The following is a 12,190-nucleotide window of genomic DNA, read 5'->3' on the forward strand; positions in this document are numbered from 1 at the left end:
GTTGACAGTCCGTCGACAGGCGGGACACCATCCCGGCGATGGAGATCAACGAGCTGACGCCGGCCGAGCGCCGCGTATGGGACGCCTTCCCGCGCGGCGAAGGCGTCGACTTCAGGCCGTCGCCCGACGAGGACTCCTCGGAGGGCGACTCCTGGGGGCCCGAGCGGACCCTGCGCGCCGAGGTGATCACCGCCCTGGTGCTGAGCGGGGCCCCGGCCACCGGCCAGGTGCCGGGTCTCAACGTCAGGGGCGCCCGGATCACCGGCAAGCTGGACCTCAAGTACGCGATCGTGCCGTACGGGATCCGCCTGCGGGGCTGCTGGTTCGAACGCAAGCCCCTCGTCCACGGGGCCCAACTGCGCGCCCTCGTCCTGTCCGACTCGACACTGCCCGGCCTGACCGGCGCCACCGTGAGCGTCGACATCGCACTGCGACTGTCCTGCTGTCGGATCACCGGGCCCGTCCGCCTCCAGGGCGCCCGCATATCCGGCGGCCTCTTCATCCGGCGGGCGGTCCTCGGCGACCCGGACGCGTCCGACGGACAGGACCCGGACGAGGAACCGCTGCTCCAGATCAACCACGCCCAGATCGGCACCGACGTCATCGCCATGGACCTCACCGTCCACGGCCGGACCCGCGTCAACGGCGCCGTCGTCGGCGGCCAGGTCAACCTCGACGGCGCCCGCCTGTTCGCCCCCGGCGGCACCGCCCTGCACGCCGAGAACCTCACCGTCGGAACCGACCTGCGGGCCATGCGGATGGAGGCCCGGGGCCGGGTCAACCTCTCCGGAGCCCGCATCCCCGGACAGCTCAATTTCGCCCACGCCCGGTTCGTCAACCCCGGCGGCGTCGCCCTGCGCGCGTCGAGCTGCGTGATCGGCGAGGTCTGGCTGCGGTCCTGCCCGAGGCTCCAGGGCGAGGTCAACCTGCGCCGCTCCACCTTCGACCTGCTCCACATCGAGCCCGACACCTGGCCGGAGCGGATCCGCGTCGACGGCCTGACCTACCGCACCCTCGCCCCGCACCTGCCCGCCGAGCAACGGCTGCCCGCCCTGGAACGCGAGGAGTCCGGGTACCTCCCGTACGCCTACGAGCAGCTCTGCGCGGCCTACCGCACGGTCGGCGACGAACTCGCGGCCCGGACCGTCCAACTCGCCAAACTCCGCCGACACCGACGCACCCAGCCACGGCACGCACGGCTCTGGGGACTGCTCCAGGACGTCACCGTCGGCTACGGGTACCGGCCGATGCGGGCGGCGGGCTGGCTGACGGCCCTGCTGCTCACGGGGTGGATCGCATACGGTCTGGAGCCACCGCCCGCCCTGAAGGCGGACGAGTCCCCGCAGTTCAACGCGGTGTTCTACACGATCGACCTGATGCTGCCGATCATCGGATTCGGGCAGGAGGGCGCCTTCGCGCCACGAGGCCGGTACCAGTGGCTGTCGTACCTGCTGATCGTGACCGGCTGGATCCTCGCCACGACCACCGCGGCGGGCGTCAGCCGGTCACTGCGCCGCCAGTAGCGGCGGCGCGGCACCGATCAGGCGGCCTTCGCCTTGGTGGCGTACATGTCGACGTACTCCTGGCCGGACAGGCGCATGACCTCGGCCATCACCGAGTCGGTGACGGCGCGCAGCACGTAGCGGTCGCGGTCCATGCCCTCGTACCGGGAGAACTCCATCGGCTCGCCGAAGCGCAGGGTGACCCGCCCCGGGCGGGGCATGCCCTTGCCGCCGGGCTGGAGCTTGTCGGTGCCGATCATCGCGAACGGGACCACGGGCGCGCCCGTCATCAGGGTCAGACGGGCGATGCCGGTGCGACCGCGGTAGAGCCGGCCGTCGGGGGAGCGGGTGCCCTCGGGGTAGATGCCGAAGATCTTGCCCTCTTCGAGGATCCGGCGACCGGTCATCAGGGCTGCGACCCCGCCGTTGGCACCGTCGCGGTCCACCGGGATCATGCCGGAGCCGGTGAAGAACCAGGCCATCACGCGCCCCTTGAGGCCCTTGCCCGTCACGTACTCGTCCTTGCCGATGAAGTGCACCGTCCGGTCGCACACCAGGGGCAGGATCATCGAGTCGATGAAGGTGAGGTGGTTGCCCGCCAGGATCACCGCACCGCTGCCCGGAATGTTCTCGATGCCCTCCACCTTGGTGCGGAACATCAGCCGCATGACGGGTCCGACGGTGGCCTTGATGAGCGCGGTACGGAACAACGTGAGCCCTCCGGCATCGAAACGCGGGTTTCGCACCACACAGTGGTAGTGCAGGTGAGGACGATACTCGCGGGTCATCACTGATCGCACATCGGGTTCACGTGTCGGATACGCAGTGTTGACGCGCGTTCGCGCCAAATTCGGCCAGGCGGCCCCTCCGGGCCATCGACCGCTGCCTACCATCGGCACGCCGATTCGGGCCGTCTGACACCGGGCCAACCGAGGTCCCGGAACCACCGGCCCTTGTCCGAACGGGGAGTGGCGGTCATGACGCAGGGTGGGACGGCGCGGCGCGCGGTACTGGGAGCGGCGGTCCTGGCGGCGGGAGGCGGACTCGTCGGCCTCTCCGCGCCGACCGCCGCGGCGGCGACCGCGGGCACGGGGCGCGGCGGCTACCGGGACCTCCCCGTCCCGACGGTGATCGGCCACCGGGGCGCCTCGGGCTACCGGCCCGAGCACACCCTCGGCTCGTACCGGCTCGCCCTCGACCTGGGCGCCGACGTCATCGAGCAGGACCTCGTCCCCACCAAGGACGGCCACCTCGTGTGCCGCCACGAGAACGAGATCGGCGGCACCACCGACGTCGCCGACCACCCCGCGTTCGCCTCCCGCCGCGTCACCAAGTCCGTCGACGGGGTCTCCGTCACGGGCTGGTTCACCGAGGACTTCACCCTCGCCGAACTGAAGACGCTGCGAGCCAAGGAACGCATCCCCGCCGTCCGCCGGCGCAACACCCTCTACGACGGCCGGTGGGCCGTGCCCACCTTCGAGGAGGTGCTGCGCTGGGCGGACCGCGAGGGCGAACGGCGCGGCAGGCGGATCTGGCTGCACGTCGAGACCAAACACCCCACCTACTTCCGGGGGCTGGGCCTCGGCCTGGAGGAGCCGCTCGCCCGGCTGCTGCGCCGGTACGGCCGCGACGGCCGCGACGCGCCCCTCTTCCTCCAGTCGTTCGAGCCGTCCAGCATCCAACGGCTCGCCCGGCTGGTCTCGGCGCCCCGCGTGGTGCTGCTCTCGGCCGCCAACACCCGCCCCTGGGACTTCGAGACCGCCGGGGACCCGCGCACCGTCGCCGACCTGGTCACGCCCGACGGGCTGAAGTGGATCGCCGGCTTCGCCCAGGGGATCGGCCCGACCCTCGACCTGATCGTCCCGCGCACCGCGGACGGCAGGCTCGGCACCCCCACCACGCTGGTGCGCGACGCCCACGCCCGCGGACTGGTGCTCCACCCCTACACCGCGCGGAACGAGAACAGCTTCCTGTCGACCGAATACCGCAAGGGCGCCGACCCGGCCGACTACGGCGACGCCTTCGGCGCCTTCCGCGCGTACTTCGAACTGGGCATCGACGGGATCTTCACCGACAACCCGGACACCGGGCTGCTCGCGGCCGAGGACTTCCGCCCGGGCCGCGGCGCACGCCGGTAGCGCGGGCCCGCCCCCGGGAGGAACGCCGGCCGAACGCGTCAACGGGCGCGCGGAGTTTCTCGTACGAGTGTTCCGGGTCCGGCGCGGAAACCACCGGGCGGGACCCCCGCGTCCCGCCCGGCATGGACCTGCTGAAGGACGCCGACCTCCTGAACGAACTGGGACCGCTGCTCTCCGCCGAGGCGGCCGCGGAGGCCCCGGCCGCCGGAGTGGACGCGGCCGACCTGGAACAAGCCGTCTGGGTCAGGCTGCTGGAGGGCGGACCCGCCCCGGAGCCGGCCGACCGCGCGAGCTGGTTGCGCCGGGCGGTGCGCGCCGAGGCGCGCGGGGCGCGCCGCCGGGCACGGCGCGAAGTCCCCTACGGGGCCCGCCCCGGCAGCGCCGGCGCCGAACCGGAGGACGCCGCCCTGCACGGGGAGGTCAACCGCGTCCTCCGATCGGCTGTCGCCCGATTGCCCGGACGTTGTCCGGAACTCATAGGGGCACTTCTTTCGCCCAGGGATCTCACCTACCGTGAAATCGCAGGAGAGTTGGGTATCTCACAAGGAAGTTTGGGACCCGTACGTTCCCGTTGCCTGGGATGTCTGCGCAGAATGCTGGCTGCAGAGGTTGCGGCTCCTGACCTGCGGGGAAGGGAGCGGTAGACCAACAGGCCACCAGGTGAGCGGGAGGCATGCGCACATGGGCATGAGTGTGACCATTTCGGCGGCGGCCGCCGAGGATGCGGAGCAGATCTTCAAGCTCCAGTACCTGGCGTTCCAGAGCGAGGCCGAGCTGTACGGCAACTACCTCATCCAACCGCTCACCCAGTCGCTCGACTCCCTCAAGGCGGAGCTGGAGACGGACACCGTGCTGGTCGCCCGCCTCGGCGACGAGGTCGTCGGCACCGTCCGCGGCAACGTGGACGAGGACGGCACGGGCCGGATCGCCAAGCTCTGCGTCCACCCCCGACTCCAGGGCCACGGCCTCGGCGCCCGACTGCTGCGCGCGGTCGAGGCGGCGCTCACGGGCGATGGCGAGACCAGCCGCTTCCGGCTGCACACCGGCCACAAGAGCGAGGCCAACCTGCGGCTGTACCGCAAGGCGGGCTACACCCGGGTCGGCGACCGCACCGCCTCCGACGGCGTGCACCTGGTGATCCTGGAGAAGGAGGCGAAGGACGCCTCGGACTTCGCCGTCAGCGCCTGACCTCCCGCCACCGCCGGTCGGCCGCCCCTCACTTCGGGTCGGTCGACCGTCACCGCCGGCCCGCCCCCGCGGGGTGTCCTCAACCCTGTCGGCGCCGGCGCAGCCATAGCATTCCGGTGATCGGCAGGATCACCGGGATGAACAGATAGCCCCTGCCGAAGTCCGACCACACGGTCGCGTCCGGGAAGGCGTCGGGTTCCACCAGCGTCCAGGTGCCCACGACGAGTACGCCGGTCAGCTCGGCGGCGCAGCAGATCCGCGCCGCCTTGCGGGCCGTCTCCCCGCCCCGCACCAGTGAGTACGTGATGAAGGCGTAGACCAGCGCGGCCACACCCGACAGGGCGTACGGCAGCGGGGCCCGGTCGAACTCGGTGGAGATCTGGTAGGCCGAACGCGAGACCGCGCCGACCGTGATCACCCCGTACAGCCAGACCAGCAGCAGCCCCGGTCCGGAGACCAGCCGCTCGCGCGCCCCGGCCGGCGGGGCCGCGGCGGAATCGGTGTCGGGCATGTCAGGCACCGGCGGTTCCCCAGATGTCGTAGAGGCGTACTTCGAGCACGGCCAGGACGACCGCGCCCGCGGCCACCGTCACCGAACCCCACTTGGTCCGCTCGGTGAGCGAGAGCATCCCCGCGGCCGGGACCGCCGCGAAGGCGCCCAGCAGGTAGGCCACGAAGATCACCGTGCCCTCGTCGGCCTTCTCGCCCCGACCCAGCCGCACCAGGCCGATCACCAGCTGGGCCAGGACCAGCACGGTCACCACGGCCATGCCGATGAAGTGCCAGTCCTTGGTCGGCTGGTCCCGCAGTGCGGCGTGACCGCACCAGGCGGCGAGGGCGAGTGCGGCCACACCGATGGCGACCGTCAGGGCGTCGAGCATGCAGCGAGGGTATTACGGGCCGAAAGACCCGATGCGCTCACCCCTCGGCGCGGGCTTTCCTGGAGGGCATGAAGCCCTCGGACGCGCACGACACCCCCGCGGGCGCCGGCCTCACGCGGGTCGAGGACCTGGAGGCGGAGGACTCGGCCGGAACCCTTCCTGCTCGCCGCCGCCCGGCGCGGGGATCCGGCCCGCTGCGTGGTCTTCGAGGACGCGCCCGCCGGCCTGGCCGCCGGTCGGGCGGCCGGCATGCGGACCGTGGTCTTGACCACAACGCACACCGCCGCGGAGCTCGTCGCGGACGTGGTCGTGCGGGACCTCTCGGCCGTGTCCGCGCAGGTCACGGACGCCGGTATGACGATCCGGACCGACGGCTGAGACTGATCGCCGCTGTCCGGAATGTGGTCGATATTCGTCCGCTATCCGGACGGCATTGATCGGTCAGGTGACAGGTCTGCTTTACTGGGCCCATGACCACGACGAGCAGCCGCACCCTTGCGACCGAGGCGACCACGACGCCCGGTGCTCGTTGTATGTGTCGAATGCGCGCCTTCTGAGGGCCCCTCCCAGCAGTCTCGCGCCCCGAAGCGAGACCGGCCGAGCCCCGTCCGGCACCACCGTGTGACACCCGGAACGCTCCTGCCCCGCGCACGCGCCGCCATCGCCGATTCGTGATGGTTCGTCCCGTGTCGCGTCCCCTGATGTTTGCCCCGTGCCCGGCACACCGCACCGCCGTGCACTCGACAGCGACGGAATTCCTGTGATCACCACATCGGGCCTCACGAAGGTCTACAAGTCCCGTGACCGCGAGGTCACCGCCCTGGACGGCGTCGATCTCCACGTCCGCGAGGGCGAGGTCTACGGAGTCATCGGCCAGAGCGGCGCCGGCAAGTCCTCCCTCATCCGCTGCGTGAACCTGCTGGAGCGCCCCACCACCGGCACCGTCACCGTCGACGGCGTGGACCTCACCGCCCTCGCCGGCCGCGGCCGGCGAGCCGGCAAGGAGCTCCGCGAGGCCCGCAGCCGCATCGGCATGGTGTTCCAGCACTTCAACCTGCTGTCCTCGCGCACCGTGCAGGCCAACATCGAGCTGCCCCTGGAGATCCTCGGGATCTCCGGCCGCGAGCGCTCGCGCAAGGCCGTCGAACTCCTCGACCTCGTGGGCCTCGCCGACAAGGCCAAGGCCTACCCCGCCCAGCTCTCCGGCGGCCAGAAGCAGCGCGTCGGCATCGCCCGCGCCCTGGCCGGCGACCCCAAGGTGCTGCTCTCCGACGAGGCCACCAGCGCCTTGGACCCCGAGACCACCCGCTCGATCCTGCAACTGCTGCGCGACCTCAACCGGCAGCTCGGCCTGACCGTCCTCCTGATCACCCACGAGATGGACGTGGTCAAGGCCGTCTGCGACTCCGCCGCGCTGATGAAGAACGGCCGGGTCATCGAGTCCGGCACCGTCTCGGAACTGCTGGCCACCCCCGGCTCCGAGCTGGCCACCGAACTGTTCCCGGTCAGCGGCGCCGCCACCGGCCCCGACCGCACGGTCGTCGACGTCACCTTCCACGGCGAGGCGGCGACCCGCCCGGTCATCTCCCAGCTCTCGCGGACCTACAACATCGACATATCGATCCTCGGTGCCGCGATGGACACCGTCGGCGGGAAGCAGATCGGCCGCATGCGGATCGAGCTGCCCGGCCGCTACGAGGACAACGTGGTCCCCGTGGGCTTCCTCCGGGAGCAGGGCCTCCAGATCGACGTGGTCGACGAGGTCGAGGACGTACAGACCGCGGTGAACACGATCACCGACGCACTGGTCAAGGAAGGTGCCAAGTGACCTGGTCCGAGATGCAGCCCCTGCTCACCCAGGGCACGTACGACACCCTCTACATGGTCCTGTGGTCCACCCTGGTGACCGTCGTCGGCGGCCTGCCCATCGGCATCCTCCTCGTCCTCACCGACAAGGGCGGCCTGCTGCGGAACCAGCCGCTCAACAAGGTCCTCGGCGTGATCGTGAACATCGGCCGCTCGCTGCCGTTCATCATCCTGCTGATCTTCCTGATCCCGGTCACCACGGCTGTCGTCGGCACCTTCATCGGCCCCACCGCCATGATCGTCCCGCTCGCCATCGGCGCCATCCCCTTCTTCGCGCGGCTCGTCGAGACGGCCGTCCGCGAGGTGGACCACGGCCTCGTCGAGGCCGTCGAGTCCATGGGCGGCGGCGTACCGACCCTGGTCGGCAAAGTCCTGCTGCCCCAGGCCCTGCCCTCCCTGATCGCCGGCGTCACCACCACCGTGATCACCCTCGTCGGCTACTCCGCCATGGCGGGCGCCGTCGGCGGCGAGGGACTCGGCTCCAAGGCCATCACGTACGGCTTCCAGCGGTTCGAGACCGGCTTCATGGTCGCCACCGTCGTGGTCCTGATCGCCCTCGTCACCGTGATCCAGCTGATCGGCGACGGCGTCGTACGCGTCCTCGCCCGCCGCGGCCGCACGGCCTGACCCCCCAGACCCCCCACCCCCAGAGCGCCCGCACTTGTCGTGCTTGGGCCACCACCCCGCAAGAACCGCGCGCGATCCGCGCCCTTGCAAGCAATGAAAGGCACTCTTCGTGCGTAAGAACATCAAGCTCACCGCTTTCGCCGCCGCGTCCGCCGCGCTCGCCCTCGGCCTCACCGCCTGCGGCACCTCCTCGGACCCGTCCTCCGCCAAGACCGACGGCGGCAAGGCGGACGAGAGCAAGGCGCTGGTCATCGCCGCGTCCCCGAGCCCGCACGCCGACATCCTGAACTTCGTCAAGGACAAGCTGGCGGCCAAGGACGGCCTCAAGCTGGAGGTGAAGGAGTTCACGGACTACGTCCTGCCCAACACCGCCACCGAGCAGGGCCAGGTCGACGGCAACTACTTCCAGCACAAGCCGTACCTCGACGACTTCAACAAGAAGAACGGCACGCACATCGTGCCCGTCGTGAACGTGCACCTGGAGCCCCTCGGCCTCTACTCCAAGAAGATCAAGGCCATCGGTGACATCAAGCCCGGCCAGACGATCGCCGTCCCCAACGACACCACCAACGAGGGCCGCGCGCTCCAACTGCTCGCCACCAACAACCTGATCACCCTCAAGGAGGGTGTCGGCACCAGCGCCAAGCTGTCCGACATCACCGACAAGAAGGGCCTGGAGTTCAAGGAGCTGGAGGCCGCCACGGTCCCGCGCGCCCTGAACGACGTGGACGCCGCCATCATCAACGGCAACTACGCCATCGAGGCCAACCTGGCGCCCGCCAAGGACGCGCTGGTCCTGGAGAAGGCCGAGGGCAACCCGTACGCCAACTTCCTCGCCGTCAAGGACGGGAACCAGAACGACCCGCGCGTCCAGAAGCTCGCCAAGCTCCTGAACTCCGACGAGGTCAAGAAGTTCATCGAGGACAAGTACCAGGGCTCGGTCGTCTCCGCCTTCGGCGCCCCGAAGGCCTGACCCACAGCGGTACTTCGGCCCCGCACGCCCCCCGCCGGCGTGCGGGGCCGCGCGCTGCCCGCTTCCGGGCAACCCGGTCCTGCACAACCCGCGGCCGATGCTGCATGCTGTGGCCTACGACCCGCACAAACGGTCCCGCAACACGGTCGCACCACGGTCTCAGGCATGGAGCTGCGCATGACTACCACCTTCCCGGACGTCACCATCAGCACGGACCGGCTGGTGCTGCGCCCCTTCGAGGTGGAGGACGTCACCGCGCTCGCCGAGATGATGAACGACGAGCACGTCACCGCCTGGACCAGCGCTCCGCACCCCTACACCCATGCCGACGCACACCGTTGGGCCACCCGCGAGTCCCACGCCGAACGCACCGAGGGCCGCGGGATCGTCCTGGCCGTCACCGAATTCCTCACCCACCGCCTCGTCGGCTTCGTCCGCCTGATGAACACCGACTGGCGGACCCTCACCACCGAGGTCGGCTACGTCACCGCCCCCTGGGCCCGGGGCGAGGGCTACGCGAGCGAATCCGTGCTCGCCGTCGCCCAATGGCTCTTCCGCGACCGGGGGTTCGAACGCCTCGAACTGCGCACCGCCGCCGACAACGCCGCCTCCCAGCAGGTCGCCCAGAAGATCGGCTGCATCAGCGAGGGCGTCCTGCGCAACGCCTGCATAGTGCGCACCCAGACCGGCGCCGGAGGCTGGACCGGGACCCGCAGCGACCTCATCGTCTGGGGCCTGGTCCCCGAGGACCTCGACGACGGCGAGGGCTACGACGGCTACCCCGGCCACGGGGACCAGTACGCGTTCGGGCGGCGCGCCGACGCGAGCGGATACCCCGTCGGGGCCGACTGGAGCTGACCCGATGACCAGGTAGTCTCACCGTGCCCGCCCCCCGACGCATCCCAGGAGACTGACGACGATGGCCGACCGGGTCACGGTGATCGGCTGGGACGGTTCGCCCTTGACCGCGGCCGCCCGGTCCGCGCTCTCCGCCGCCACCCTCGTGGCCGGCGCGGCCCACCACCTCGCGCTCCCCGAGGTCCCCCCGGGCGCGGAACGCATCCGCCTCGGCAGCCTCGGCCTCGCCGCCCGCCGGATCGCCGGCCACCGCGGCACCGCCGTGGTCCTGGCCGACGGCGACCCCGGCTTCTTCGGAGTCGTACGCACCCTGCGCGACCCCGAACACGGCCTCGAAGTCGAGGTGGTCCCCGCCGTCTCGGCCGTGGCCGCCGCCTTCGCCCGCGCCGGAATGCCCTGGGACGACGCCCAGGTCGTCGTGGCCCACCCCCGCACCCTGCGCCGCGCCGTCAACGTCTGCCGCGCCCACGGCAAGGTCGCCGTCCTCACCTCACCCGGAGCGGGCCCCGCCGAACTGGCCCTGCTGCTCGGCGGAGTCCACCGGACCTTCGTCATCTGCGAGGAACTCGGCACCGAACGGGAACGCGTCACCGTCCTCACCTCCGACCGGGTCGCCGACCACACCTGGCGCGACCCCAACGTCGTCATCGTCATCGGCGGCGCAGCCCAGGCCGGCGGCGTCGCGGCCGAACCCGGCTGGCTGCTCGGCCATGCCGCCGGAGGCGACCGGGGGTGGGCCCGACCGCAGGCCGACACCGGCGAGGGCGAGTCCGCCCTGCTGCGGGCCGCCCAGCTCGCCCGACTCGGCCCGCGCCCCGGCGACCTCGTCTGGGACATCGGCACCGGCTCCGGCACCCTCGCCCTGGACGCCGCCGCGTTCGGAGCCGCCGTCATCGCCGTCGACGCGGACCCGCACGCCTGCGCCCGCCTCGTCACCGCCGCCCGCGGCCGGGGCACACAGCTCCAGATCGTGAACGGCCGTGCGCCCCACGTCCTCGAAGACCTGCCCGAACCCGACGTCGTGCGGGTCGGCGGAGGCGGAGCCGAGGTCGTCGCCGCCGTCGCGGACCGGCGCCCCGAGCGGATCGTCAGCCACGCCTCGACCCGCGACGAGGCCGAGGCCATCGGCCGCACCCTCACCGAACACGGGTACGCCGTCGAGTGCGCGCTGCTCCAGTCCGTCGGCCTCGACACCCGCTCCTGGAGCGAACGGCAGCGCTCCGTCGTCTTCCTGCTGGCCGCCGAACGCCCGGCGAACCGCCCGGACAGGACCTGAGGAAGGGCCCGGGGTAGGCTGACCGATCGGCTGTACCGCCCGCGGACCGCGCGACGTGGCGCAGTCCACAACGGACCGCGGTGATTTCTGGCCGACACGGCGGCCGGCGAGCGCGACAATGCTCAGTGGTTGTCGTGCGTACGGGCGAGACACGAACGCGACGCACGGCGGCCCCGCTCGTTGGTCACGTGGGCGTCGGGCGATCGAAGAGGCAACACCGATGGGCGAGGGGTACGCATGACTGACACCGGCCAGGTTCCGGGCGAGGGCCACCCGGACAACGCGGGCATGGTGGATCAGCAGAGCATCCCCGCCCCGGTCCCGCCGCAGATCCCGGCGGGCTACGCCTTCCAGGACCTCGTGGACAATCCGGCCGAGCCGGAGGACGAGGAACTGCTGCTGATGCCGAGCGGCCAGGGCGCGTGGAGCGATCCGCAGCTGGTCCCGCCGCCGGCCTTCCCGATCGAGCCGGCCCCCGCGTACGACGAGGCCCCCGCGTACGAGCAGTACGCGCAGCAGTCCGCGGCCCCGGCATACGCCGACCCGGCCGCCGCACCCCGGTTCCCCGAGCCGGCGGCGCCCGTCCACACCGAGCCCGCGCCCGTTCACCCCGAGGCGGCCGTCGCGCCCGCCTACGCCGAGCCCGCGCACCCGGGCTTCCCCGACGCCGGACAGCCCGAGCCCTTCTACAGCGCCGGTGCCCACGAGGCGGGAGGCCGGGACTCCGGGTCGCTCGACCTCGGCGGCCTCCTGATCCCGTCGCCGGCCGCGCCGCCCGTCCCCCCGGCCCCCGCGGAGGCCGCCCCGGCCCCCGCCCCGCAGCCCGAGCCCGCCCCCGAACCGGTCGTCGCGGTCGAGCCCCCGCCCGTGGTGGTGGAGGC

At 71.7% G+C, this 12,190-nt stretch carries 12 protein-coding genes and 2 pseudogenes; 11 read left to right on the top strand and 3 right to left on the bottom strand.

Going from position 1 to position 12,190, the window contains the following annotated elements:
* Positions 1-38: 38 nt before the first annotated feature.
* Positions 39-1,523: a hypothetical protein gene (locus ADK55_RS24500; RefSeq protein ID WP_053681940.1), complete on the top strand. Its 1,485-nt coding sequence runs from the start codon at positions 39-41 to the stop codon at positions 1,521-1,523.
* A 17-nt stretch (positions 1,524-1,540) separates the two neighbouring features.
* Here the strand turns inward: ADK55_RS24500 and ADK55_RS24505 are convergent, their stop codons facing one another.
* Entirely contained in the window at positions 1,541-2,170 is a 630-nt protein-coding gene (locus ADK55_RS24505; protein ID WP_053681956.1) for a lysophospholipid acyltransferase family protein, read from the bottom strand.
* A gap of 309 nt (positions 2,171-2,479) precedes the next feature.
* Between ADK55_RS24505 and ADK55_RS24510 the strand changes: the two genes are divergently transcribed.
* The 3 genes from ADK55_RS24510 to ADK55_RS24520 all read left to right on the top strand — a co-directional run bounded on the left by ADK55_RS24510 (position 2,480) and on the right by ADK55_RS24520 (position 4,828).
* The gene (locus ADK55_RS24510; RefSeq protein WP_053681957.1) at positions 2,480-3,640 is read left to right on the top strand and encodes a glycerophosphodiester phosphodiesterase; all 1,161 of its coding nucleotides are present in this window, start codon (positions 2,480-2,482) and stop codon (positions 3,638-3,640) included.
* Positions 3,641-3,762: 122 nt separating this feature from the next.
* Positions 3,763-4,284 (top strand): sigma-70 family RNA polymerase sigma factor, encoded by a 522-nt coding sequence (locus tag ADK55_RS36755; RefSeq protein WP_078999346.1) that lies wholly within the window; start codon positions 3,763-3,765, stop codon positions 4,282-4,284.
* A gap of 37 nt (positions 4,285-4,321) precedes the next feature.
* Positions 4,322-4,828, top strand: coding sequence for a GNAT family N-acetyltransferase (locus ADK55_RS24520; protein WP_053681942.1), 507 nt, complete (start codon positions 4,322-4,324; stop codon positions 4,826-4,828).
* A 79-nt stretch (positions 4,829-4,907) separates the two neighbouring features.
* Here the strand turns inward: ADK55_RS24520 and ADK55_RS24525 are convergent, their stop codons facing one another.
* Positions 4,908-5,339: a hypothetical protein gene (locus ADK55_RS24525; protein WP_053681943.1), complete on the bottom strand. Its 432-nt coding sequence runs from the start codon at positions 5,337-5,339 to the stop codon at positions 4,908-4,910.
* A 1-nt stretch (position 5,340) separates the two neighbouring features.
* Positions 5,341-5,709 carry a hypothetical protein gene (locus tag ADK55_RS24530; RefSeq protein WP_053681944.1) on the bottom strand — a complete coding sequence of 123 codons (369 nt, stop codon included), beginning with the start codon at positions 5,707-5,709 and terminating at the stop codon, positions 5,341-5,343.
* Between the two features lie 132 nt (positions 5,710-5,841).
* On the opposite strand from ADK55_RS24530, the pseudogene ADK55_RS24535 reads away from it, so the two are divergent.
* From ADK55_RS24535 to ADK55_RS24565, 7 genes and pseudogenes are all read left to right on the top strand, one after another.
* A pseudogene (locus ADK55_RS24535) lies at positions 5,842-6,087 on the top strand (HAD-IA family hydrolase); the annotation flags it as partial.
* Between the two features lie 382 nt (positions 6,088-6,469).
* A complete protein-coding gene (locus ADK55_RS24540; protein WP_053681945.1) occupies positions 6,470-7,537 on the top strand; it encodes a methionine ABC transporter ATP-binding protein in 1,068 nt (355 codons plus the stop codon).
* Positions 7,534-8,202, top strand: a complete 669-nt coding sequence (locus ADK55_RS24545; RefSeq protein ID WP_053681946.1) for a methionine ABC transporter permease — start codon at positions 7,534-7,536, stop codon at positions 8,200-8,202. The genes ADK55_RS24540 and ADK55_RS24545 overlap by 4 nt, the downstream gene beginning before the upstream one ends.
* Positions 8,203-8,311: 109 nt before the next feature.
* Positions 8,312-9,175 carry a MetQ/NlpA family ABC transporter substrate-binding protein gene (locus ADK55_RS24550; RefSeq protein ID WP_053681947.1) on the top strand — a complete coding sequence of 288 codons (864 nt, stop codon included), beginning with the start codon at positions 8,312-8,314 and terminating at the stop codon, positions 9,173-9,175.
* Positions 9,176-9,352: 177 nt separating this feature from the next.
* A complete protein-coding gene (locus tag ADK55_RS24555) occupies positions 9,353-10,033 on the top strand; it encodes a GNAT family N-acetyltransferase (protein ID WP_053681948.1) in 681 nt (226 codons plus the stop codon).
* Positions 10,034-10,094: 61 nt separating this feature from the next.
* Positions 10,095-11,309 (top strand): precorrin-6y C5,15-methyltransferase (decarboxylating) subunit CbiE, encoded by a 1,215-nt coding sequence (gene cbiE / locus ADK55_RS24560; protein WP_053681949.1) that lies wholly within the window; start codon positions 10,095-10,097, stop codon positions 11,307-11,309.
* A gap of 237 nt (positions 11,310-11,546) precedes the next feature.
* Positions 11,547-12,190, top strand: a pseudogene (locus tag ADK55_RS24565) (hypothetical protein); the annotation flags it as partial.

The sequence above is a fragment of the Streptomyces sp. WM4235 genome, assembly GCF_001279725.1.
Taxonomy (GTDB): Bacteria; Actinomycetota; Actinomycetes; order Streptomycetales; family Streptomycetaceae; genus Streptomyces.

Coding starts and splice junctions, on each gene's coding strand:
- ADK55_RS24505 (WP_053681956.1), bottom strand. CDS start 2,170: ATGCGGCTGATGTTCCGCACCAAGGTGGAGGGCATCGAGAACATTCCG.
- ADK55_RS24510 (WP_053681957.1), top strand. CDS start 2,480: ATGACGCAGGGTGGGACGGCGCGGCGCGCGGTACTGGGAGCGGCGGTC.
- ADK55_RS24530 (WP_053681944.1), bottom strand. CDS start 5,709: ATGCTCGACGCCCTGACGGTCGCCATCGGTGTGGCCGCACTCGCCCTC.
- ADK55_RS36755 (WP_078999346.1), top strand. CDS start 3,763: ATGGACCTGCTGAAGGACGCCGACCTCCTGAACGAACTGGGACCGCTG.
- ADK55_RS24520 (WP_053681942.1), top strand. CDS start 4,322: ATGGGCATGAGTGTGACCATTTCGGCGGCGGCCGCCGAGGATGCGGAG.
- ADK55_RS24555 (WP_053681948.1), top strand. CDS start 9,353: ATGACTACCACCTTCCCGGACGTCACCATCAGCACGGACCGGCTGGTG.
- cbiE (WP_053681949.1), top strand. CDS start 10,095: ATGGCCGACCGGGTCACGGTGATCGGCTGGGACGGTTCGCCCTTGACC.
- ADK55_RS24500 (WP_053681940.1), top strand. CDS start 39: ATGGAGATCAACGAGCTGACGCCGGCCGAGCGCCGCGTATGGGACGCC.
- ADK55_RS24525 (WP_053681943.1), bottom strand. CDS start 5,339: ATGCCCGACACCGATTCCGCCGCGGCCCCGCCGGCCGGGGCGCGCGAG.